Source organism: Leclercia adecarboxylata (assembly GCF_023639785.1).
Classification (GTDB): Bacteria; Pseudomonadota; Gammaproteobacteria; order Enterobacterales; family Enterobacteriaceae; genus Enterobacter; species Enterobacter adecarboxylatus_D.
Genome location: NZ_CP098325.1, coordinates 641,239 through 663,347, shown reverse-complemented (window position 1 = coordinate 663,347; position 22,109 = coordinate 641,239). Strand labels below are relative to the sequence as shown.

At 56.4% G+C, this 22,109-nt stretch carries 22 protein-coding genes and 1 other annotated feature; of the genes, 7 read left to right on the top strand and 15 right to left on the bottom strand.

Annotation, left to right across the window (positions count from 1 at the left end):
- The first annotated feature begins 35 nt into the window (after positions 1–35).
- Entirely contained in the window at positions 36–809 is a 774-nt protein-coding gene (yaaA, locus tag NB069_RS03160; RefSeq protein ID WP_250587704.1) for a peroxide stress protein YaaA, read from the top strand.
- Positions 810–838: 29 nt separating this feature from the next.
- On the opposite strand, the gene NB069_RS03155 is transcribed toward yaaA, so the two are convergent.
- From NB069_RS03155 to yjjY, 7 genes are all read right to left on the bottom strand, one after another.
- Positions 839–1,126 (bottom strand): DUF2502 domain-containing protein, encoded by a 288-nt coding sequence (locus NB069_RS03155; RefSeq protein WP_250587702.1) that lies wholly within the window; start codon positions 1,124–1,126, stop codon positions 839–841.
- Positions 1,127–1,375: 249 nt separating this feature from the next.
- Positions 1,376–2,662 carry a threonine synthase gene (thrC, locus tag NB069_RS03150; RefSeq protein WP_250587700.1) on the bottom strand — a complete coding sequence of 429 codons (1,287 nt, stop codon included), beginning with the start codon at positions 2,660–2,662 and terminating at the stop codon, positions 1,376–1,378.
- A gap of 3 nt (positions 2,663–2,665) precedes the next feature.
- A complete protein-coding gene (gene thrB / locus NB069_RS03145; protein ID WP_250587698.1) occupies positions 2,666–3,595 on the bottom strand; it encodes a homoserine kinase in 930 nt (309 codons plus the stop codon).
- A gap of 1 nt (position 3,596) precedes the next feature.
- The gene (gene thrA, locus NB069_RS03140; protein ID WP_250587696.1) at positions 3,597–6,059 is read right to left on the bottom strand and encodes a bifunctional aspartate kinase/homoserine dehydrogenase I; all 2,463 of its coding nucleotides are present in this window, start codon (positions 6,057–6,059) and stop codon (positions 3,597–3,599) included.
- Between the two features lie 25 nt (positions 6,060–6,084).
- Positions 6,085–6,202 (bottom strand) — a sequence feature (Thr leader region).
- Positions 6,141–6,209: a thr operon leader peptide gene (gene thrL, locus NB069_RS03135; RefSeq protein ID WP_072036686.1), complete on the bottom strand. Its 69-nt coding sequence runs from the start codon at positions 6,207–6,209 to the stop codon at positions 6,141–6,143. Its footprint overlaps the feature before it by 62 nt.
- Before the next feature lie 212 nt (positions 6,210–6,421).
- Positions 6,422–7,108 carry a tRNA/rRNA methyltransferase gene (locus NB069_RS03130; protein WP_250587694.1) on the bottom strand — a complete coding sequence of 229 codons (687 nt, stop codon included), beginning with the start codon at positions 7,106–7,108 and terminating at the stop codon, positions 6,422–6,424.
- Positions 7,109–7,507: 399 nt separating this feature from the next.
- Positions 7,508–7,648, bottom strand: a complete 141-nt coding sequence (yjjY, locus tag NB069_RS03125; protein ID WP_001541509.1) for a protein YjjY — start codon at positions 7,646–7,648, stop codon at positions 7,508–7,510.
- Between the two features lie 95 nt (positions 7,649–7,743).
- Here yjjY and arcA point away from each other — a divergent pair, with 95 nt between their 5' ends.
- Positions 7,744–8,460, top strand: coding sequence for a two-component system response regulator ArcA (gene arcA, locus NB069_RS03120; protein WP_039030451.1), 717 nt, complete (start codon positions 7,744–7,746; stop codon positions 8,458–8,460).
- A 90-nt stretch (positions 8,461–8,550) separates the two neighbouring features.
- Here the strand turns inward: arcA and creA are convergent, their stop codons facing one another.
- Positions 8,551–9,021, bottom strand: coding sequence for a protein CreA (creA, locus tag NB069_RS03115; RefSeq protein ID WP_250587693.1), 471 nt, complete (start codon positions 9,019–9,021; stop codon positions 8,551–8,553).
- A 212-nt stretch (positions 9,022–9,233) separates the two neighbouring features.
- On the opposite strand from creA, the gene robA reads away from it, so the two are divergent.
- Complete coding sequence (robA, locus tag NB069_RS03110) at positions 9,234–10,103, top strand: MDR efflux pump AcrAB transcriptional activator RobA (RefSeq protein WP_250587691.1); 870 nt, start codon at positions 9,234–9,236, stop codon at positions 10,101–10,103.
- On the opposite strand, the gene gpmB is transcribed toward robA, so the two are convergent.
- Complete coding sequence (gene gpmB, locus NB069_RS03105) at positions 10,100–10,747, bottom strand: 2,3-diphosphoglycerate-dependent phosphoglycerate mutase GpmB (RefSeq protein ID WP_139564272.1); 648 nt, start codon at positions 10,745–10,747, stop codon at positions 10,100–10,102. The two genes, robA and gpmB, sit on opposite strands and share 4 nt — an antisense overlap.
- A 49-nt stretch (positions 10,748–10,796) precedes the next feature.
- On the opposite strand from gpmB, the gene yjjX reads away from it, so the two are divergent.
- The gene (gene yjjX / locus NB069_RS03100) at positions 10,797–11,312 is read left to right on the top strand and encodes an inosine/xanthosine triphosphatase (RefSeq protein ID WP_250587689.1); all 516 of its coding nucleotides are present in this window, start codon (positions 10,797–10,799) and stop codon (positions 11,310–11,312) included.
- Between the two features lie 75 nt (positions 11,313–11,387).
- On the opposite strand, the gene trpR is transcribed toward yjjX, so the two are convergent.
- Both trpR and sltY read right to left on the bottom strand, forming a co-directional pair.
- Positions 11,388–11,714 carry a trp operon repressor gene (trpR, locus tag NB069_RS03095; protein ID WP_039030458.1) on the bottom strand — a complete coding sequence of 109 codons (327 nt, stop codon included), beginning with the start codon at positions 11,712–11,714 and terminating at the stop codon, positions 11,388–11,390.
- Positions 11,715–11,770: 56 nt separating this feature from the next.
- The gene (gene sltY, locus NB069_RS03090; RefSeq protein WP_250587687.1) at positions 11,771–13,708 is read right to left on the bottom strand and encodes a murein transglycosylase; all 1,938 of its coding nucleotides are present in this window, start codon (positions 13,706–13,708) and stop codon (positions 11,771–11,773) included.
- 220 nt (positions 13,709–13,928) lie between these two features.
- Between sltY and ettA the strand changes: the two genes are divergently transcribed.
- Positions 13,929–15,596 (top strand): energy-dependent translational throttle protein EttA, encoded by a 1,668-nt coding sequence (gene ettA / locus NB069_RS03085; protein WP_039030460.1) that lies wholly within the window; start codon positions 13,929–13,931, stop codon positions 15,594–15,596.
- Between the two features lie 159 nt (positions 15,597–15,755).
- Here the strand turns inward: ettA and nadR are convergent, their stop codons facing one another.
- The 3 genes from nadR to serB are packed head-to-tail and all read right to left on the bottom strand — an operon-like array spanning position 15,756 to position 19,389.
- Entirely contained in the window at positions 15,756–16,988 is a 1,233-nt protein-coding gene (gene nadR / locus NB069_RS03080; protein WP_250587684.1) for a multifunctional transcriptional regulator/nicotinamide-nucleotide adenylyltransferase/ribosylnicotinamide kinase NadR, read from the bottom strand.
- A gap of 35 nt (positions 16,989–17,023) precedes the next feature.
- Positions 17,024–18,409 (bottom strand): DNA repair protein RadA, encoded by a 1,386-nt coding sequence (radA, locus tag NB069_RS03075; RefSeq protein ID WP_250587683.1) that lies wholly within the window; start codon positions 18,407–18,409, stop codon positions 17,024–17,026.
- 11 nt (positions 18,410–18,420) lie between these two features.
- Positions 18,421–19,389: a phosphoserine phosphatase gene (serB, locus tag NB069_RS03070; RefSeq protein ID WP_250587682.1), complete on the bottom strand. Its 969-nt coding sequence runs from the start codon at positions 19,387–19,389 to the stop codon at positions 18,421–18,423.
- Between the two features lie 120 nt (positions 19,390–19,509).
- Here serB and NB069_RS03065 point away from each other — a divergent pair, with 120 nt between their 5' ends.
- Together NB069_RS03065 and lplA are read left to right on the top strand one after the other, a co-directional pair.
- Positions 19,510–20,154 carry a YtjB family periplasmic protein gene (locus tag NB069_RS03065; RefSeq protein ID WP_250587681.1) on the top strand — a complete coding sequence of 215 codons (645 nt, stop codon included), beginning with the start codon at positions 19,510–19,512 and terminating at the stop codon, positions 20,152–20,154.
- Between the two features lie 38 nt (positions 20,155–20,192).
- A complete protein-coding gene (gene lplA / locus NB069_RS03060; RefSeq protein WP_250587675.1) occupies positions 20,193–21,209 on the top strand; it encodes a lipoate--protein ligase LplA in 1,017 nt (338 codons plus the stop codon).
- A gap of 82 nt (positions 21,210–21,291) precedes the next feature.
- On the opposite strand, the gene deoD is transcribed toward lplA, so the two are convergent.
- On the bottom strand, positions 21,292–22,014 hold the full coding sequence (gene deoD / locus NB069_RS03055) for a purine-nucleoside phosphorylase (RefSeq protein ID WP_010427122.1): 723 nt from the start codon (positions 22,012–22,014) through the stop codon (positions 21,292–21,294).
- Between the last annotated feature and the right edge of the window lie 95 nt (positions 22,015–22,109).

Sequence of the window (22,109 nt, the reverse complement as noted above, 5' to 3'; positions counted from 1 at the left end):
GTAAAGTCGCACCACTTCCCCTGCAAGGACTGGATATGCTGATTCTGATTTCACCTGCTAAAACGCTCGACTACCAGAGCCCACTTGCCACCGAGCGCTATACTCAGCCGGAACTGCTGGATCACTCGCAGCAGCTGATCCGCGAAGCGCGTAAGCTTTCGGCCCCGCAAATTGCGTCTTTGATGAGCATCAGCGACAAGCTGGCGGATCTGAATGCCACCCGTTTTCACGACTGGCAGCCGGATTTTACGCCGTCGAACGCGCGTCAGGCGATTCTGGCCTTTAAAGGCGACGTTTACACCGGCCTGCAGGCAGAAACCTTTAGCGACGCGGATTTTGATTTCGCCCAGCAGCATTTGCGTATGCTCTCCGGCCTGTACGGCGTGCTGCGCCCGCTGGATCTGATGCAGCCTTACCGTCTGGAGATGGGTATCCGTCTGGAAAATGCGAAAGGGAAAGATCTCTATCAGTTCTGGGGTGAAACTATCACCCACAAGTTGAACGATGCGCTGGAAGCCCAGGGTGATAACATCATCATCAATCTGGCGTCGGATGAGTATTACAAGGCCGTTAAACCGAAGAAGCTGAATGCGGAGATTATTAAACCCGTCTTCCTCGATGAGAAGAACGGCAAGTTTAAAATCATTAGCTTCTATGCGAAGAAAGCCCGTGGGCTGATGAGCCGCTACATCATCGAAAATCGCCTGACGAAGCCAGAGCAACTGACCGCCTTTAACAGCGAGGGGTATTTCTTTGATGAAGAAGCATCAGGGAAAGGCGAGCTGGTCTTTAAGCGTCACGAGCAGTAATGCAAACCCCGCCAACAGGCGGGGTTTTGTTAATGGTGCTTCCAGTCCGGTCCCGGACGATGATCGTCATGGCGATCGTTATGGCGATTATCATGATGCGCGTTATGCGGGTGCCAGCGGTTGTCCCGCCACTCATAATGTGACTTCCACCAGTCATGGTCGCGCCAGCGGCCGCCATCCCAGTAGTGTCCACTGTTATCCCGATCGCCAATCTGTAATTTAACCGCCGGTACCAGGGTGATTTCAGAGGCCTGAACCGCCATCGGAGCCACCAGCATCAGAGAAAGCGCGATAAGCACAGGTTTCAGTTTAGACATAGGTTACTCCTTATTAATCCTGCCCGCTGTGGGCCGATGTAAGGAGATTACGTGAGGGGCATGGAGGATGTTATTCTCTGCAATCCTATTCTGTAAGTGACCGCATTTATTGGGAATTTCTACTTTTTCCCTGCTATTTTCCTCCTTAATTTCTTCACAAAAAAGCCGGGTGGCGGCTTCGCCTTACCCGGCCTGGACGATCGCAAATTTTGTAGGCCCGGTAAGCGCAGCGCCACCGGGCAAACAGGCTTAACCGCGGGTCATCATCAGCTTGCGCAGCGCAGCAAAATCGGCCGGCAGGTTGTGCGACAGCAGCGGCAGATCGGCCCGCTCGGCCAGCTCTTTTGGCAGCGGCAGAGATTCACCCAGAATCGCGTCCACGCTCTCTTTGAACTTCGCCGGATGCGCCGTACCGAGGAACAGGCCATACTCGCCCGGGTTCAGCTGATCGCGCAGGGCACGGTACGCCACCGCAGCATGCGGTTCAGAGGTGTAGCCCACCTGCTTCAGCTCACGCATGGTTTCTTTGGTGGTTTCGTCAGTCACCGCAGCGTAGCCCAGCTCGTTCAGACGCCAGATTTTACGGCGGAACAGCTCCTCCACACGCGGCCAGTTGTTTGGCTGTGATACGTCCATCGCGTTAGACAGGGTGGCCTGGGTGACGTTTGGCGTCCACTTGCCCTCTTTCAGGAAGCGCGGAACGGTGTCGTTGGCGTTGGTGGCGGCGATAAAACGCTTCACCGGCAGGCCCAGAGACTTAGCCAGCAGGCCTGCGGTCAGGTCGCCAAAGTTGCCGCTCGGCACCGAAATCACCAGCTGATTACGCGCTTCCTGCGGCAGCTGAGCCACCGCTTCGAAGTAGTAGCAGATCTGCGCCAGCAGGCGGCTGATGTTGATGGAGTTTGCCGAGTTCAGACCCAGCGCCACCTTCAGCTCTTCATCATCGAAGGCCTGCTTCACCAGCGCCTGACAGGCATCGAAATCACCGTCGATGGCGACGGTTTCAATGTTGCCGCCGAGAGTACAGAACAGTTTTTCCTGCAGCGGGCTGATTTTCCCCTGCGGGTAGAGGATCACCACGCGGACGTTTTTCAGGCCGTAGAAGGCATGCGCAACCGCCGCACCGGTATCGCCGGAGGTGGCCGTCAGGATGGTGACCGGCTTATCGCCGCTGATGTGGGTCAGCATTTGCGCCATAAAGCGGCCGCCGAAATCTTTAAATGCCAGCGTCGGGCCATGGAACAGCTCAAGGCAGCCGACGTCCGGCTCCACCTGGCTTACCGGTGCCGGGAAGGCAAAGGCCGCGCGCACGCGCTCTTCCAGCAGCTCCTGCGGGATCTCGTCGCCGATAAAGGCGGAGAGGATTTTAGTGCTGCGGGTGACGAAATCCTGCTTCAGCATGTCGTCGATTTCGGTCAGGCCGAATTCCGGCAGATCGTGCGGGAAGAACAGCCCCTGGTTTTTGCCCAGCCCCTGCGTGACGGCCTGTGCAAAGTTTACCTGCTCGTTATGATCTTTAAGATTGTAGAGTTTCATCGTTTATCCCAGTACTCGTGCGCCCGCCGTATCCAGACGGCAAATATGAACAAAGCCTTCCTGATTTTGCAGGTAATTTTTTTCCAGCCATGCCGAAACCCGTTCAGCCGTATCCGGCTTGTCGCAAAGCGCAAACAGGGTCGGCCCGGAACCAGAAATGCCGCAGGCCAGCGCACCGATATCCAGCGCGGCGCTACGGGCTTCGTTGAAGCCAGGCAGCAGTTTGGTGCGGTACGGCTCGGCAATAACATCTTTCATCAGTTTTGCCGCCAGGAGCGGCTGACGGGTATAGCAGGCATGAATAAAGCCTGCCAGATGGCGACCGTGCGCGATGCAGTCCTGACGACGATACTGCGCCGGCAGAATCGCGCGCGCTTCCGCGGTCGATACTTTGATACCCGGATAAGCCAGCACCCACAGCCACTCGTCAAAGCCCGGCACCTGCTGGCTGATGATACCGTTCTCTTCGATCATCAGCTGCATGCCGCCCAGGAAACAAGGGGCGACGTTATCATAATGGATGCTGCCAGAAATACGCCCTTCCAGCTCGCCCATCAGGGCCAGCAGGCGGGTATTATTCAGCGGCTTGCCGCAGTGCTCGTTCATCGCCACCAGCGCGGCCACTACCGAACAGGCGCTCGACCCCAGCCCCGAGCCAATCGGCATGCTTTTTTCCAGCGTCATGGCGACCGGCACGTTTTTACCGATCTCCTGACAAAAACGCTCCCAGCACTGATAGACAATATTCTCGCGCGGGTCGGTCGGCAGCTTGCTGGCGAAACGCCCGACGTTGTTCAGACTGAAGCTGTCTGCAGCCTCTACCGTAACTGTATCACCCAGCAATGCGCCATTCACCGGCGTCACCGCCGCACCCAGCACATCAAATCCGACGCTCATATTGGCGCTGGAAGCCGGGGCATAAACTTTGACCATGTTAAACTCCTAACTTCCATGACAGGGTACGCAGTAAATCGGCAAACACACCCGCCGCCGTGACATCGTTCCCCGCGCCATAGCCGCGAAGGACCAACGGCAGTGGCTGATAATAGTGGCTGTAAAACGCAAGGGCGTTTTCGCCGTTTTTCACTTTGAACAGCGGATCGTTACCGTCTACCGCCGCCACTTTGACACGGCAAACGCCGTCATCGTCGATGTTGCCAACATAGCGCAATACCTTGCCTTCATCACGGGCTTTTGCGACACGGGATGCGAAAGCGTCATCCAGCTGCGGCAGGTTAGCCATAAAGGTCGCCACATCCCCCGAGTCGTCAAATCCTTCAGGCAGAACCGGTTCGATGACGATATCCGCCAGCTCCAGCTCACGTCCCGTTTCGCGGGCGAGGATCAGCAGCTTGCGCGCCACGTCCATGCCGGAGAGATCGTCACGCGGATCGGGTTCGGTGTAGCCCAGCTCACGCGCCACTTTGGTCGCTTCCGACAGGCTCATGCCCTCGTCCAGCTTGCCAAAAATAAAGGAGAGCGAGCCCGACAGGATCCCGGAAAAACGCTGCAGTTCATCACCGGCATTGAGCAGGTTTTGCAGGTTTTCGATAACCGGCAGTCCGGCACCGACGTTAGTGTCATACAGGAACTTACGGCGTGATTTCGCCGCCGCATGGCGCATCTGATGGTAATAATCCATCGACGAGGTATTGGCCTTTTTGTTTGGCGTCACCACGTGGAAGCCTTCGCGCAGGAAGTCGGCATACTGATCGGCCACCGCCTGATGTGAGGTACAGTCGACAATCACCGGATTCAGTAGATGATACTCTTTCACGAGGCGGATCAGGCGGCCGAGATTAAACGGCTCTTTCGCTTCCGCCAGCTCTGCCTGCCAGTTCTCCAGATTCAGCCCGTGAACGTTGGTCAGCAGGGCTTTGGAGTTGGCGATGCCGCAGACGCGCAGGTCGATGTGCTTTTTCTTGAGCCACTCCTGCTGACGCTTAAGCTGCTCCAGTAACGCCCCGCCTACACCGCCGACGCCAATCAGGAATACCTCGATGACCTGATCGGTGTTGAACAGCATCTGGTGCGTCACGCGCACGCCGGTGGTGGCGTCGTCATTATTAACGACCACGGAGATAGAACGTTCTGAGGAGCCCTGGGCAATGGCGACAATATTGATGTTCGCCCGCGCCAGCGCGGCAAAGAATTTCGCGGAGATGCCGCGCAGGGTGCGCATACCGTCACCCACCACGGAGATGATCGCCAGATGCTCCTGAATCGCCATCGGCTCCAGCAGCTCTTCTTTCATCTCCAGATAGAACTCTTCTTCCAGCGCACGGCGGGCACGCAGGCAGTCCACCTGCGGGACACAGAAGCTAATGCTGTATTCGGATGAGGACTGGGTGATCAGCACCACCGAGATACCGTTGCGCGACATCGCCGCAAACACGCGTGCCGCCATGCCCACCATACCTTTCATGCCCGGGCCGGAGACGTTGAACATCGCCATGTTATTGAGGTTGGAGATGCCTTTAACCGGCAGGCCATCTTCATTGCTGCTGTCGCCAATCAGCGTGCCTGGCGCCTGGGGATTGCCGGTGTTTTTAATCAGGCAAGGGATCTGGAACTGGGCGATTGGGGCGATGGTACGAGGGTGAAGCACTTTAGCGCCGAAGTAGGAGAGCTCCATCGCTTCCTGATAGGACATCGACTTCAGCAGGCGGGCATCGGGCACCTGGCGCGGGTCGCAGGTGTATACGCCGTCGACGTCAGTCCAGATTTCACAGCAGTCGGCGCGCAGGCAGGCGGCCAGTACGGCGGCGGAGTAGTCAGAGCCATTACGGCCCAGTACCACCAGCTCCCCTTTTTCATTCCCGGCGGTGAAGCCCGCCATCAGGATCATATGGTCGGCAGGAATTTTTCCTGCCGCAATGCGACGGGTAGATTCGGCAATATCTACGGTGGATTCGAGGTAATGGCCAACAGCGAGCAGTTTTTCAACAGGGTCGATCACCGTGACGTTATGGCCGCGCGCTTCCAGCAGGCCCGCCATGATGGCGATAGAGAGTTTTTCACCGCGGCAGATCAGCGCCGCGTTAATGCTGTCCGGGCACTGCCCCAACAGGCTGATACCATGCAGAACGTGTTTGATCTGGGCGAATTCTTGCTCAACAAAGGCCTTGAGCTGGGCGTGAGGAAAACCAGGTTGTGCATCTGCCAGGCCCTGCAGCAGGTTGGCAAAAATTTGCTCAGCGTCGCTGATGTTCACCAGCGCATCCTGACCCCCGATGGTTTTCTCAATCATCGCCACCAGGTGATTGGTAATTTTAGCCGGGGCAGAGAGTACCGTCGCCACCTGCCCCTGCCTGGCATTACTCTCCAGGATATCGGCAACACGCAGAAATCGCTCTGCATTTGCCACTGATGTACCGCCGAACTTCAACACTCGCATGGTTGTTACCTCGTAATCTTTGGCCGAAAAAAAAGCCCGCACTGTTCAGGTGCGGGCTTTTTTCTGTGTTTCCTGTACGCGTCAGCCCGCACCGTTACCTGTGGTAATGGTGATGGTTGTGGTAATGGTAGTGATGCTGATGCGTTTCATGGATGTTGTGTACTCTGTAATTTTTATCTGTCTGTGTTGTCTGACTCTATTGGTTAAAGCAAACCTGCCGGTAAGTCAATGAATTTCTAATTTGATCACATTTTCCGGCCCTTTCACGTCTCTCTGCCTGCGTTTTTATTTCCGTCCGGATCGGACCGCGCGCAGCGCACTTTTTGGAGCATTCAACCATAGCGAAAAGCTATGACAGCGTTTTACTCTGCCAGTTTTTTTTCAATATCGTGCAGTAATCTGTGCAACATCGCCGTGTCTCGCTGCCCTAAAAGACCCAACCGCTGCTGTAACCACTCCGCCATTTTTTGGTCGTCGGCGACATTCAGCGACGTCAGTAGACGTTCGGTACGCGCGCGCAGGGCAGAAAGTTGATTTTCGTCTACCCCGGCAGGCGGAGAAGCAGGGGTTTGCATCAAGGATGCTAATTGATAGCAGTAGACCATCACGGCCTGGCCCAAATTCAGCGACGGATAATCTGCCACCATCGGCACGCCGGTCAGCACGTCCGCAAGTTCCAGCTCCTCGTTCGTCAGGCCGGAATCTTCGCGGCCAAAAACCAGCGCCATTTTGGGTAGCCACTGGCTTTTTTCTGCCAGTAAAGGCACCAGCTCGGCGGGCGTGGCGTAGTAATGGAACTTTGAGCGACCGCGGGCGGTCGTCGCTACGGTGAAAGAGATATCGTGCAGCGCGTCGGCGAGCGTTGCATAAGTGGTTAAATTATCGAGGATATCTCCCGACCCATGTGCGACGCGACGCGCCGCAGGCTCGGTGTGCGCTTCGCTGGCGACGATACGTAAATCGGTAAACCCCATGGTCTTCATGGCCCGTGCGGCGGCGCCGATATTCTCTGCTCTTGCTGGGGATACCAGTACGATAGACAAATGCATTTATGTTCTCTTTTTAGGCAGTTAGCCGATAAAAATGTGATGGTCATCATCATATTACGCATCACGAATTTACAAATTTGCAACAGAAATCACCGAAATAGCGTTTCACTACAAATTAAAAACACTAAACTATTTCATGAGTGAACTTTACGCGATAACGTTAATGAATAACGCTTATCCTTATGTTTAATAATGATAATAGTTTCTCAGGCTCAATGTTGACATTGGATTCACCTTGTTTATTAATTAACGGTCGCAACTAGTTGGTTTATTGAAAATTTGTGACAAAGGCTAGCAATCCGCTACGATGATTTCATCAAACTGTTAACGTGCTACAATTGAACTTGATATATGTCAACGAAGCGTAGTTTTATTAGGTGTCTGGTGTCACTTAGCCTGTTATGTTGCTGTTAAAATGGTTAGGATGACAGCCGTTTTTGACACTGTCGGGTCCAGAGGGAAAGTACCCACGACCAAGCTAATGATGTTGTTGACGTTGATGGAAAGTGCATCAAGAACGCAATTACGTACTTTAGTCACGTTACGCCGGTCATGTTAATTTGTGGCATGTATCAGGCAGGTCAGGGACTTTTGTACTTCCTGTTTCGATTTAGTTGGCAATTTAGGTAGCAAACATGCAGACCCCGCACATTCTTATCGTTGAAGACGAGTTGGTAACACGCAACACGTTAAAGAGCATTTTCGAAGCAGAAGGCTACGATGTCTTTGAAGCGACCGATGGCGCAGAGATGCATCAGATCCTTTCTGAAAATGATATCAACCTGGTTATCATGGACATTAACCTGCCGGGTAAAAACGGCCTTCTGCTGGCGCGTGAACTGCGTGAGCAGGCGAACGTGGCATTAATGTTCCTGACCGGCCGCGACAACGAAGTTGATAAAATTCTTGGCCTGGAAATCGGCGCGGATGACTATATCACCAAACCGTTTAACCCTCGCGAGTTAACCATTCGTGCACGCAACCTGCTGTCCCGCACCATGAACCTGGGCACGGTCAGCGAAGAGCGCCGTAGCGTTGAGAGCTACAAATTCAACGGCTGGGAACTTGATATTAACAGCCGTTCTCTGGTGAGCCCTCAGGGCGACCAGTATAAGCTGCCGCGCAGTGAATTCCGCGCCATGCTGCACTTCTGCGAAAATCCGGGCAAGATCCAGTCCCGTGCAGAACTGCTGAAAAAAATGACCGGCCGTGAGCTGAAGCCGCACGACCGTACCGTTGATGTGACTATCCGTCGTATTCGTAAACATTTCGAATCCACTCCGGATACCCCAGAAATCATCGCCACCATTCATGGTGAAGGCTATCGTTTCTGCGGCGACCTGCAGGAGTAATCCCGCATATAAGCCATAAAAAAACGGCGCTTTGGCGCCGTTTTTTTTGGCCGTAACCGCGCGTATTTTAATGCATAGCGCCGCTCTTAATTAATGCCACGGCATAATCGGTACCGCGCTCAGCGCGTTTTTCGGTGAACCTTCCACGACTTTATCCGAGTAGGCCAGGTACGCCAGGGTGTTACGTTTCGCATCATAGAAACGTACCACCTGCAGTTTTTTGAACACCAGCGAGGTGCGTTTCTGGAACACTACGTCACCCTGCGATTTACCGTTTTTGATCTTCTCGCTCAGCTCGACCGGCCCCACCTGCTGACAGGAAATGGCGGCATCAGAGGTATCTTCCGCCAGCCCAAGGCCCCCTTTTATTCCGCCGGTTTTTGCCCGGCTGATATAGCAGGTGACGTTCTTCACATCAGGATCGTCAAAAGCTTCAACGACAATTTTGTGGTCCGGCCCGAAAACCTTGAACACGGTATCAACAGAGCCAATTTCCTCTGCCTGCGCGGCGTGGCCGGTTAATACCAGCAGCGCCGTGACGATCAATGTCTTGTATTTCATATTGTTACCATATTTGAAAATTGAACTGCGTAATTATTCAACAATCATATAAAAAAAGCAGCAAGATCACAGCATTAGAAAATATCCTTCCGGATCATCAGGAAAATCGCATTTAAGCGCAAAAAAAACACTGAATGCTAAAACATCAAAAAATGCTATTATCCGCTAACCTGTTAGCAGGGTACCTGCTGTTTTAAGGATGAGGATAGTATATGGATCAGGCTGGAATTATTCGCGATCTTCTTACCTGGCTGGAAGGCCATCTGGATCAGCCTTTGTCGCTTGATAATGTCGCGGCAAAAGCGGGATATTCTAAGTGGCATTTACAGCGGATGTTTAAGGATGTCACCGGTCACGCCATCGGCGCCTATATCCGCGCCCGTCGTCTGTCCAAATCCGCTGTGGCGCTTCGCCTGACTGCGCGTCCAATTCTGGATATCGCCCTGCAGTACCGTTTTGACTCACAGCAGACCTTTACCCGCGCGTTCAAAAAACAGTTCTCGCTGACTCCGGCCCTCTATCGCCGCTCGCCAGACTGGAGCTCCTTCGGTATGCGTCCGCCGCTGCGCCTCGGCGAGTTTACCCTGCCGCCGCATGAGTTTGTCACTCTGCCAGAGACCCACCTGGTCGGCACCACGCAGAACTACTCCTGCTCGCTGGAGCAGATCTCCGAATTCCGTCACCAGATGCGCGTCCAGTTCTGGCGCGATTTCCTCAGCCACGCCCCGGCTATTCCGCCGCTGCTGTATGGCCTGAACGAGACGCGTCCAAGTCTGGAAAAAGACGACGAGCAGGAGGTCTTCTACACCACCGCGTTAACGCCGGAAATGGCTAACGGCTACGTTCAGGGGTCGAAACCGGTTGTGCTGGAAGGCGGTGAATACGTGATGTTCACCTATGAAGGGCTGGGTACCGGCGTGCAGGACTTTATCATGACGGTATATGGCACCTGCATGCCGATGCTGAACCTGAACCGCAGAAAGGGACAGGATATTGAGCGTTACTACCCGTCGACGGATGTCAGACCGGAAGAACGCCCAATGGATTTGCGCTGCGAATACCTGATTCCTGTCCGCCGTTAACGCTGCAGCTCATCTAACGCAGGGGCATCGAGATGCGAGATATCCCCTGCCATCTCTACAATCCAGCCTGAAGCCAGCCACGGACTCTGCTGATAGTCGATGCGCGAAAGCGAGCAGTTGCGCAGACGCAGGCGGCGTTCAGCCCATGCCGGAAGCCCGAGGATGGTGCTGACCAGACAACCCAATGCCATTCCATGACTGACCAACAGCGGTCGGCTCCCTTGCGGCAGATCCAGGCAGGCCGCCAGCGCCGCGTGCATGCGCTCGCTCAGCTCCAGCATGGATTCACCTTGCGGAATACGGCCATCTTCGCTGCCGTTGACCAGCGTACGACGCCAGCCCTCTTCTTCTTCGGTCAGGGTATCGATCAGCCGCTGTTCAAGCACCCCCATATCCAGCTCGCGCAGGCGGGCATCCACAGTGACATCGCAGCCGCAGGCCTGCGCGATGATCTCCGCTGTGCGTCGCGTGCGGCCTAAATCGCTGGCGATGATGTGGGTAATGCCCAGAGTTTTGGCACGTTCGCCAACCTGCCAGGCCTGTTGCTCGCCCTTGGCAGTGAGTGGACTGTCTGACTGGCCTTGAATACGTCGCTCGGCGTTCCACTGCGTTTCACCGTGGCGAACAAGGTATACCTGTAACATGCTTTTTTTCCGTTATACTGCGATGATATTTTTAGAGTTAGGCTTAATTATGCACCAGGTTGTCTCTGCTACCACTAATCCTGCCAAAATTCAGGCAATTCTAAGGGCATTTGCCGAGATCTTCGGCGAAGGATCCTGCCATATCGAATCCGTCAACGTCGAGAGCGGCGTCCCGGAACAGCCAATCGGCAGCGAAGAAACACGGGCTGGCGCACGAAATCGTGTCGCAAACGCCAGACAGGCGCGTCCGCATGCGGACTTTTGGGTGGCCATTGAAGCCGGAATCGACGAAGGCAGCACCTTCAGTTGGGTGGTGATTGAGAGTGCTAACCAGCGCGGCGAAGCGCGTTCCGCTACCCTGCCGTTACCGGCGATCATTCTGGATAAAGTCCGCGAAGGGGAAGCCCTTGGGCCAGTGATGTCGAAATACACCGGTATCGATGAGATTGGGCGTAAAGAAGGGGCGATTGGGGTGTTTACCGCCGGCGCGCTCACGCGTTCGAGCGTTTACCACCAGGCGGTGATCCTGGCGTTAAGCCCGTTTCATAACGCGATATACCGTTAATTGCCGGATGGCGGCTTCGCCTTATCCGGCCTGCGGAACACATCGTCTTTTGTAGGCCTGATAAGCGCGGCGCCATCAGGCGTTTTTCAGCAGCACATTCTCAAGCCACTGGCGCAATTCCACCGGCGCGGATTTCAGGCTGTTTGAGCCGCGGGTGATAGTGGCAATGCCTGCCCCCAGCTCGCTTTTCAGCTCACGCTGGCTCATTTCACCGCGCAGTAGCTCCTCGATGATCCGCACCCGGGTTCCCAGCGCTTCGCGCTCGTCGGGCGTCAGCATCAGCTGCAGTAACGGCAGATGCAGATCCTGTTCGTATGACTGGCGAAGCAGCTCCACAAAACGAAGCCACTCCTGATGACGCTGCTCGGCCATTGCCGATGAGTAAGGTGAATTCTGGGTCATGTTATGCCGCCTTTCGTACTCTTAAACGAGTACAAGCATAACATAACCCTCACCGATCAGTAACGTCGCTGCCACTCACTGTCGCTCATCAGGGTATCTTTCTGCCCCATGAAGTAGCGATAGTAAGCATCGTATGCCAGCACGTTCTTCACATAGCCGCGCGTTTCCGAGAACGGGATGCTCTCGACAAACGCCACCGCGTCGATGCGCCCGGCACTGTTGCCAAGCCAGGTACGCACGCGTCCCGGCCCGGCGTTATAGGCCGCCGAGGCGAAGATGCGGTTGTCGCCGAACTGATCGTAGACGCTCTGCAGATAGGTGGTGCCGATGTTGATGTTTGTCTCCGGATCCAGCAGCTGCGACGGGCTGGTATAGCCCGGAATACCAAACTTCTTCACCGTGTGGGCCGCCGTGGCGGGCATCACCTGCATCAGACCGCTGGCCCCTACCGGCGAACGTACTTTCGGGTTCCAGGCGCTCTCCTGACGGGCGATCGCCATCGCATAGCTCTGGGGAATGTCTTTCCCGCGGGTGTAACGATCGAACAGATCCTTATAGGCCAGCGGGAAACGCTCCTCGAGATGATCCCACAGCTTGCCGGCGATCGTTGCCTGCACGCTGAGATCCCACCAGTGATTATCGAAGGCATAGCGCGCCAGCTGTGCTTTTTCATCCTGGGTACGGCTGGTGACCAGGTTCGCCCACTCGCTGCGGGCGGTGTTGTCCAGATTCCAGTACATCAGCTCGCGCACCCGCGCCATCTCCGGCCCTTGCACCAGCGCGGCGTTAATGCCGGACGGCGCTTTATCAATTTTCAAGGTGTACTCTTCGCCAAGCCGCTGGGCCGCTACCATCGGGTAGAAACCGCGCTGCTGCATCAGGCTGTGCAGAATGGATTTCGCTTCGTCCTCACGCCCACGCTCCAGCAGAAGATCGGCCTGCCAGTAGCGCCATTCATCCTTCTCTTTCGCTTCCATTGGCAAGCGCGCCAGCCAGGTGTTCAGGCCGCGGCGATCGCCGTTACCCAGCGCCATGCGCACGCGCCGCTCTACCAGCGAGATGGACTGCGAACGCATGATCGCGTCATCGCGCCAGCGTGCCTGTTCGTCGGTGAGGTCATTGCCCATCAGCCGCCACGCCACGATATCGCGCAGCTCCTGGGTCTGATCCTCATTAAGCTGCTGCGCCTGGGCAAGCGCTGGTATCATCAGCCGGGCGTTTTCCACGTCATCCCGCGCCACGCTGGTAAAGGCCACTGCCGCCATCTGACGGGTAAAATCGGTCGCGCCGGTGTTGCGGGCGAAGTCCATGACCGTCTTCGGATCGTTTGCCAGCTGGATCAGGGCGCTGGCGATGGTCTGGTAATCCGGCGGCATCTGCCCCGCGAGGGCGGTGACCAGACGGGTGTTACCCGCTTTCATCGCCAGACGTATACGCTCCAGATAGGCTAAAGGATCCTGTTTGCCGGAGCCGCGCCAGGCGCCAAACAGCGAGTCGCAGGCGTTAGGCTGGCTTTTACCGGTGAGCCACAGCTCTTTGGCACCGTTCCAGGCCTCTTCCTGCTGGCCCGTCGCCCATTTCGCGTAATAGTAGTTACACTGCGCTTCGGTGGTGCCCGGTTTATCCGGGCTAAAGGCCAGCAGGCCGCGCCAGTCTTCACGCCGCGCCAGTTCGTTCACAAAGCGCGACTGCAGGGTGCGTGCCGGGGGCAGCGTCGGGTTGGCCTGAATAAAGTTTTTGACGGTGATCGTCGGCTGGTTCATCAGATCGTCGGTAAGTTGACGGTATTCCAGATAGGGATACAGCGGATAGTCTTTCAGCGTCGGCATCAGGGCCTGCACCGTCTCCATCTGTCGCTGATCCCATGCCTGTTTGATCTGTGCATAGCGGTTACGTTGTTCATCCAGTGAATCGGCTCGCGCTGCGCTGCTGATGGTCAGCACGCAGACGCTGGCAGCCAACAGTCGCCAGCCCACTTGTTTGGCTTTTACCACACGCTCATCCTCTGTTAATCGTCATTAAATGCAGCATCGTGCCGCGCAAAAGCGTAATTAACTTATGCTAACCAGGCATCCCCCAACGCGCCACGTTACGGACACATTTTTACCTTTCTTGCGCGTTTTAACACTCCAGGCGTCGATGGCTGGGATTAGGCGGGGAAAAAGGCTACACTTCGCCACTATTCTCATCACGATAAAAGAGGCGAAGTCCAACGTGGCTCAATTCGTTTATACCATGCATCGTGTCGGCAAAGTGGTACCGCCGAAACGTCATATTCTCAAAAATATCTCGCTGAGCTTCTTCCCGGGCGCAAAAATTGGTGTGCTGGGTCTCAACGGTGCCGGTAAGTCCACCTTGCTGCGCATCATGGCGGGCATCGATACAGACATCGAAGGTGAAGCCCGTCCGCAGCCTGGCCTTAAAATCGGTTACCTGCCGCAGGAACCGAAGCTGAACCCGGAGCACACCGTTCGCGAATCCGTTGAAGAAGCCGTTTCCGAAGTGGTTAACGCGCTGAAGGGTCTGGACGAGGTGTACGCGAAGTACGCAGAGCCGGATGCAGACTTCGACAAGCTCGCGGCCCAGCAGGGTAAATATGAAGAGATCATCCAGGCACACGACGGTCACAACCTGAACGTGCAGCTGGAGCGTGCGGCCGATGCCCTGCGCCTGCCAGACTGGGATGCAAAAATTGAAAAACTGTCCGGTGGTGAACGCCGCCGCGTCGCGCTGTGCCGTCTGCTGCTGGAAAAGCCAGACATGCTGCTGCTCGACGAACCAACGAACCACCTGGATGCGGAATCCGTAGCATGGCTGGAACGCTTCCTGCACGACTTCGAAGGAACCGTTGTGGCGATCACCCACGACCGTTACTTCCTCGATAACGTTGCGGGTTGGATCCTGGAGCTGGACCGCGGTGAAGGTATTCCGTGGGAAGGTAACTACTCCTCCTGGCTGGAGCAGAAAGATCAGCGTCTGGCGCAGGAAGCTTCTCAGGAAGCGGCGCGTCGTAAGTCGATTGAAAAAGAGCTGGAGTGGGTTCGTCAGGGCACTAAGGGCCGTCAGTCTAAGGGCAAAGCCCGTCTGGCACGCTTCGAAGAGCTGAACAACACCGAATACCAGAAACGTAACGAAACCAACGAACTGTTTATTCCACCTGGAGCACGTCTGGGGGATAAAGTCGTTGAGGTGAGCAACCTGCGTAAATCCTACGGCGACCGCGTTCTGATCGACGATCTGAGCTTCTCGGTACCGAAAGGCGCCATCGTGGGCATCATCGGCCCGAACGGTGCGGGTAAATCGACCCTGTTCCGCATGATGTCCGGTCAGGAACAGCCTGACAGCGGCACCATCACCCTCGGCGAAACCGTGAAGCTGGCCTCTGTTGACCAGTTCCGAGACGCAATGGATAACAGCAAAACCGTCTGGGAAGAAGTTTCCGGCGGCCTGGATATCATGCGTATCGGCAACACCGAAATGCCAAGCCGTGCCTATGTGGGCCGCTTCAATTTCAAAGGTGTTGATCAGGGTAAACGCGTGGGCGAGCTGTCCGGCGGTGAGCGTGGTCGTCTGCATCTGGCGAAACTGCTGCAGGTTGGCGGTAACGTCCTGCTGCTCGATGAACCGACTAACGACCTGGACATCGAAACCCTGCGTGCGCTGGAAAACGCCATGCTGGAGTTCCCGGGCTGCGCAATGGTTATCTCCCACGACCGTTGGTTCCTTGACCGTATCGCCACCCACATTCTGGATTACCAGGATGAAGGTAAAGTGGAGTTCTTCGAAGGTAACTTCACCGAGTACGAAGAGTACAAGAAACGCACCCTGGGCGCCGACGCACTGGAGCCGAAGCGTATCAAGTACAAGCGTATCTCAAAATAAAAGCAAAACGGCAACCAACAGGTTGCCGTTTTTTATGTTTGTGGGTGAGGGCATCAGGCCGCACAGCACGGGTTGCCGGGTGGCGGCTTCGCCTTACCCGGCCTACGAAACCGTAGACCCGGCAAGCATCGCGCCGCCGGGCAATGAGCTGTAGAAGGGCTACCCCTTCTCCCCCATCATCTCTTTCACCAGCTCCACGCAGCGCAGGAAGCGGTTGTCATAGTCCGCCTCTTCCACGTGCACAAAGTCGATATTGTTCGCTTCAAGCATCTCCACCAGCATGGTCTGGAACTCTTTCCTGTCCACCGAACTGCCGAGGCTGCGCATCCCGTCTGCCACCCAGGGGGTATTGTTCTCCAGCAGGATCACCAGGTCGAAGCGGTACTCGTCGATCAGCGCCTGCACAAAGGGGTGTTCCCGCCCTTCGTACTTTTTACAGAATGCCTGGGTGGTGACAAAATCGGTATCCACAAACGCCACTTTATTGGCGTATTTCACCGCAAAATCAATGTACTGGGCATGCCCCAGCGCAATTTTGTCGTAATCGGAATACTGCAGCGCCATCTCGTCGCCGCCGAGGTGCGAGAAGACATAGTCCCGGCCATACTCCCAGGCGCTGGTGGTGTTGAAGATGTTGGCCAGCTTGTTGACCAGCGTGGACTTACCGCTGGACTCGCCGCCGAGGATCGCCACGGTGCGCACGAAGAACGGCTTCACTTCCGTCGGGATGTACTCCCAGTAGCGGAACGGGTTTTCGCGGATCTGCGCCCCGCTAATGTTCATAAAGGTGCGTTTAGGGTCAATCAGCACCGTTTCCGTACCCAGATGTTCGGGATATTGCGAGGCGTCGGACTCTTCAGAGGTGTAGATCCAGTCAGGCTGGATGCCCTTCTCTTCCATAAACGCCTTGATGCCGTTACTCCACACGTCCCAGCCGTGCGGATACGGCTCCATGCCCTCTTCGTTAAAGGCATGAATACGGATATTTTTCTGGTACTTGAAGGTCTGCAACAGCCAGCGCAGGCGGTCCGGGACGGTCGGCTGCTGGGACATGGCGCTCGCTTCGAACAGCTCACGATCGCGTTTGTCATCGTAGCCCATGATGATATGCAGCTCGTCCACCTGGCTACAGGCGCGCTGGATCAGATAGATATGCCCGGTATGCAGCGGATAAAACTTGCCGAACACCACGCCGATGTTCTTCTGCATCCGCGGAAATTCAAGCCCCAGAAAGCGGTGCAGCGCTTCCAGCTTCTGCGCGCTGGGGCTTTTGATTTTGGCATTCAGCAGCTGGCTTAAATAGCCTTTGGTCATCCCGCTGGCTTCGGCTACCTGCTGCAAGGTGCAGCCCTTCTGGCGGATTGCGGTCTTGATATAGTCAAATGACGACATAAATTTGGGTGCCTCCTGCAACATCGATCAGGTAATTATAAGTCGTCAAAGACGTTTAACGCATCTGCGAGTTTTTTCACCCCAAACACTTTCATCCCTTCGGGGATTTTTTTCGGCACGTTGGCGGCGGGGACAATCGCCCGGCGGAAGCCGTGTTTGGCCGCCTCGGAAATGCGCTCCTGACCGCTCGGTACCGGACGGATCTCACCGGCCAGGCCGACTTCGCCAAAGACCACCAGATCCTGCGGTAACGGACGGTCGCGCAGGCTGGAGACCATCGCCAGCAGCAGCGCCAGGTCGGCGCTGGTTTCGGTGACCTTAACCCCACCGACCACGTTCACAAACACGTCCTGATCCGCCATCTGCAGGCCGCCGTGACGGTGCAGCACCGCCAGCAGGATCGCCAGACGATTTTGCTCAAGGCCCACCGCAACGCGACGGGGGTTACCCATCATCGAGTGATCGACCAGGGCCTGGATTTCAACCAGCAGCGGGCGTGTCCCTTCCCAGACCACCATCACCGAACTGCCGGAGGTGACTTCATCGCCGCGGCTCAGGAAGATGGCCGACGGGTTGCTGACTTCACGCAGCCCCTGCTCGGTCATGGCAAAGACGCCCAGCTCGTTCACCGCACCAAAGCGGTTTTTATGGCTGCGCAGGGTGCGGAAGCGGGTATCAGCATCACCATCCAGCATGACCGAGCAGTCGATACAGTGCTCGAGCACCTTCGGTCCGGCCAGGGCGCCATCTTTGGTGACGTGGCCGACCATAATGATTGCCACACCGCGCGTTTTGGCAAAGCGCGTCAGGTAGGCGGCGGTTTCGCGCACCTGGGCAACGCTGCCCGGTGACGACTGAACGTCCGCCATGTGCATCACCTGAATGGAGTCGATCACCATCAGCTTCGGCTGCTCTTCTTCAGCAATCATGCAGATCTGCTCGATGCTGGTTTCGGAGAGCATATTGAGGTCACCGGTGGGCAGCCCCAGCCGGTGCGCGCGCATTGCTACCTGCTGCAGCGACTCTTCCCCGGTGACGTAGAGCGTCTTCATCTGCGACGCGAGCTTGCAGAGGGTTTGCAGCAGCAGGGTCGATTTACCCGCCCCCGGGCTACCGCCAATCAGAATAGCGCTGCCCGGCACCACACCGCCGCCCAGCACCCGGTCGAACTCTTTAAAGCCGGTGGAGAAGCGCGGCAGGGCTTCGAGGCTGATCTCGGAGAGTTTCTGGACTTTCGATACGCCCGCATTGCCCGCATAACCGCTCAGACGCTCGTTACGGGCAACGGTTGGCGAAGCGGCAATGCCGCGCACTTCGGTGATGGTATTCCAGGCATGACAGGCGCTGCACTGCCCCTGCCAGCGCGGATAATCCGCACCACATTCATTACAGACAAATGCGCGTTTTGGAGCTTTCGCCACGTTTTACCTCTTTATTTCTGATTCACGCTGCCGGAGAGAATGCAGAACACCCCCATCAGATCAGCGTGACGGATAATCACTTCCGTCTTTTCATTCACGGTCGGTTTGGCATGGTAAGCAATGCCAAGCCCGGCCACTTTAATCATCGGCAGATCGTTCGCGCCGTCGCCAATCGCCACCGTCTGGGCTGCCGGAATGTCATATTTTTCCGCCAGACGCGTCAGGGTGTTGGCCTTGAACTGGGCATCGACGATATCGCCAATGACGTTCCCGGTCAGCTTGCCGTCGCGGATCTCCAGCTCGTTGGCCACCACGGCATCCAGACGCAGCTTATCGCGCAGATACTCGGCAAAGAAGGTGAACCCGCCCGAAGCGATGGCCACTTTCCAGCCCAGGGTCTCCAGCTTCAGTACCAGCTGTACCAGGCCCGGCATCAGGGGCAGCTTTTCACGCACCTGCATCAGGATATTCGCATCGGCATCCTTCAGGGTCGCCACGCGCTGTTTCAGGCTGGCAGTGAAGTCCAGTTCGCCACGCATGGCGCGTTCGGTCACTTCGGCCACCATCTCGCCCGTCCCGGCCAGTTTAGCAATCTCGTCGATGCATTCGATCTGAATGGCGGTAGAATCCATGTCCATCACCAGCAATCCCGGCGTTTTCAGGTGCGGGATTTTACCCAGTGGCGCGACGTCCAGACCCGCGTCATGCGCCAGACGGGTGGCACGCTGGGTCAGGGAGCCGGCCAGACGAATCACCTGATAGTCTTCCACACACCAGGCCGCTACAATCACCATCGCCGCGCCCAGCTTGCGCTGATACGTCGTTAACTGCTGTTTATCCAGGCCGCGTCCATACAGCAGCCAGCCGCTACGGCCAGCATGGTAATCCAGTGGCATTACCTCATCACCACTTAATGAGAGCGGCAATCCTGGCCAGAGAGGGACTTCATTGGGCAGGTCGCACCAGGTAATGTTTGGCATTAAAGCTCCTGTAAAATCGTTCGCGCCGGGAATCATCCAGGGGGGAAAATAACGCATGAGGCTACCTTGTAACCATCACTTCTGGCAACATTAACCCCGAAAATTTTCAGCAGGTGGAATATGGCTCGCGCAAAACTGAAATTCCGGCTTCATCGTGCCGTGATTGTCCTCTTCTGTCTCGCCCTGTTAGTGGCGCTGATGCAGGGCGCATCGTGGTTCAGCCAGAATCATCAACGTCAGCGTAATCCGCAACTTGAAGAGCTGGCGCACACGCTGGCGCGTCAGGTATCGCTCAACATCGCCCCGATGATGCGAACCGAAACGCCGGATGAAAAACGTATCAGTCAGGTCCTGCATGTTCTGACGGAAGAGAGCCGCATCCTGGACGCCAGCGTTTATGACGAGGAAGGCGGACTGGTTGCCCGCTCAGGGGAACAAGTCGGGGTACGCGACCGCCTGGCGCTGGATGGCAAAAAAGCGGGCGGCTACTTTAACCAGCAGCTGGTAGAGCCGATTCAGGGCAAAAACGGCCCGCTCGGCTATCTGCGCCTGACGCTCGATACCCATACCCTGGCCACCGAGGCCAAACAGGTGGATAACACCACCAATATTCTGCGCCTGATGCTGCTGCTGTCGCTGGCGATTGGCGTGGTGCTGACCCGCACGCTGCTGCAGGGCAAACGCACCCGCTGGCAGCAGTCGCCGTTCCTGCTCACCGCCAGTAAGTCAGTCCCCGAAGAGGAAGAGAGCGAGAAGAAAGCGTAGTGGTTTAGTCGATAACCCTTTCAGGAAAGGAAATCTGCATGTCTACATTGCGTCTGCTTATCTCAGATTCATACGATCCCTGGTTTAACCTTGCGGTGGAAGAGTGCATCTTCCGCCAGATGCCCGCCACCCAGCGCGTGCTGTTCCTGTGGCGCAACGCCGACACGGTGGTGATTGGCCGGGCGCAAAACCCGTGGAAAGAGTGCAACACGCGACGCATGGAAGAGGACAACGTGCGCCTGGCGCGTCGCAGCAGCGGCGGCGGCGCGGTATTTCATGACCTTGGTAACACCTGCTTTACCTTTATGGCCGGAAAGCCAGAGTACGACAAAACCATCTCTACCAGCATTGTGCTTAGCGCATTACAGGCGCTGGGCGCCACGGCGGAAGCTTCCGGGCGTAACGACCTGGTCGTGAAAACACCAGAAGGCGACCGGAAGGTTTCCGGCTCGGCCTATCGCGAAACGATGGACCGCGGTTTTCACCACGGTACCCTGCTGTTAAATGCCGATCTCAGCCGCCTGGCGAACTACCTCAATCCCGACCAGAAAAAGCTGCAGGCCAAAGGAATCACCTCCGTGCGTGGCCGGGTGGCGAATCTGGTGGATCTGCTGCCGGGCATTACCCATGAGCGGATCTGCGACGCTATCCGCGAGGCGTTTTTTGCCCACTATGGCGAGCGCGTGGAAGCCGAAGTCATTTCACCTGACAAAACGCCGGATCTACCGAACTTCGCCGAAACCTTTGCCCGCCAGAGCAGCTGGGAGTGGAACTTCGGACAGGCCCCTGCCTTCTCGCATCTGCTGGATGAACGCTTTACCTGGGGCGGCGTGGAGCTGCACTTCGACGTCGAGAAGGGCCATATCTCCCGCACGCAGGTCTTCACCGACAGCCTGAACCCGGCCCCGCTTGAAGCGCTGGCAGCGCGTCTGCAGGGCTGTTTGTATCGGGCGGATATGCTGCAACAGGCATGCGATGCTCTCATCGGCGATTTCCCGGAACAGGAAAGAGAGCTTCGGGAGCTGTCGGCGTGGATTGCGGGGGCGGTGCGGTAATAAAAAAAGCCGGATGGCGGCTTCGCCTTATCCGGCCTACGTCCAGGCCCGGCAAGCGAAACGCCACCGGGCACAACAGGTATTACTCTTTATCGCCCAGCAGAACGGATTCCAGCGCGATTTTGATCATGTCGTTGAAGGTGGTCTGACGCTCAGCGGCAGTGGTCTGCTCGTGAGTACGGATGTGGTCAGACACGGTGCAGATGGTCAGGGCTTTCGCACCAAACTCAGCCGCCACGCCGTAGATACCAGCCGCTTCCATCTCCACGCCCAGGATGCCGTATTTTTCCATCACGTCGAACATCTCGCCGCCGTCTGGTGCGTAGAACAGATCTGCAGAGAAGATGTTGCCCACGCGAGCTTCAACGCCCAGCGCTTTGGCTGCATCAACGGCGTCACGCACCATGCCGAAGTCAGCGATAGCTGCGAAGTCGTGGTCTTTGAAGCGCATGCGGTTAACTTTGGAGTCGGTGCAGGCACCCATCCCGATAACGATATCGCGCAGCTTCACATCCATACGCACGGCACCACAGGAGCCCACGCGGATGATCTTCTTCACGCCGAAATCAGTGATCAGCTCTTTGGTGTAGATGGAGCAGGATGGGATACCCATACCGTGACCCATTACGGAAATTTTGCGGCCTTTGTAGGTGCCGGTGAAGCCGAGCATGCCGCGAACGTTGTTCACTTCACGCACGTCTTCAAGGAAGGTTTCTGCAATGTGCTTCGCACGCAGCGGGTCGCCAGGCATCAATACGACGTCAGCGAAATCGCCCATCTCTGCATTAATGTGAGGAGTTGCCATCTTCAGTTCCTTTTACATTGTTGTTTTTGCCGGGTGGCGGCTGGGCCTTACCCGGCCTACAAACCGTAGGCCCGGCAAGCAACGCGCCGCCGGGC

Coding starts and splice junctions, on each gene's coding strand:
- nadR (WP_250587684.1), bottom strand. CDS start 16,988: ATGTCGTCATTTGACTATATCAAGACCGCAATCCGCCAGAAGGGCTGC.
- thrC (WP_250587700.1), bottom strand. CDS start 2,662: ATGAAACTCTACAATCTTAAAGATCATAACGAGCAGGTAAACTTTGCA.
- thrA (WP_250587696.1), bottom strand. CDS start 6,059: ATGCGAGTGTTGAAGTTCGGCGGTACATCAGTGGCAAATGCAGAGCGA.
- yjjX (WP_250587689.1), top strand. CDS start 10,797: ATGCACCAGGTTGTCTCTGCTACCACTAATCCTGCCAAAATTCAGGCA.
- arcA (WP_039030451.1), top strand. CDS start 7,744: ATGCAGACCCCGCACATTCTTATCGTTGAAGACGAGTTGGTAACACGC.
- NB069_RS03130 (WP_250587694.1), bottom strand. CDS start 7,108: ATGCATTTGTCTATCGTACTGGTATCCCCAGCAAGAGCAGAGAATATC.
- creA (WP_250587693.1), bottom strand. CDS start 9,021: ATGAAATACAAGACATTGATCGTCACGGCGCTGCTGGTATTAACCGGC.
- robA (WP_250587691.1), top strand. CDS start 9,234: ATGGATCAGGCTGGAATTATTCGCGATCTTCTTACCTGGCTGGAAGGC.
- trpR (WP_039030458.1), bottom strand. CDS start 11,714: ATGACCCAGAATTCACCTTACTCATCGGCAATGGCCGAGCAGCGTCAT.
- thrB (WP_250587698.1), bottom strand. CDS start 3,595: ATGGTCAAAGTTTATGCCCCGGCTTCCAGCGCCAATATGAGCGTCGGA.
- lplA (WP_250587675.1), top strand. CDS start 20,193: ATGTCTACATTGCGTCTGCTTATCTCAGATTCATACGATCCCTGGTTT.
- yaaA (WP_250587704.1), top strand. CDS start 36: ATGCTGATTCTGATTTCACCTGCTAAAACGCTCGACTACCAGAGCCCA.
- NB069_RS03065 (WP_250587681.1), top strand. CDS start 19,510: ATGGCTCGCGCAAAACTGAAATTCCGGCTTCATCGTGCCGTGATTGTC.
- gpmB (WP_139564272.1), bottom strand. CDS start 10,747: ATGTTACAGGTATACCTTGTTCGCCACGGTGAAACGCAGTGGAACGCC.
- serB (WP_250587682.1), bottom strand. CDS start 19,389: ATGCCAAACATTACCTGGTGCGACCTGCCCAATGAAGTCCCTCTCTGG.
- deoD (WP_010427122.1), bottom strand. CDS start 22,014: ATGGCAACTCCTCACATTAATGCAGAGATGGGCGATTTCGCTGACGTC.
- NB069_RS03155 (WP_250587702.1), bottom strand. CDS start 1,126: ATGTCTAAACTGAAACCTGTGCTTATCGCGCTTTCTCTGATGCTGGTG.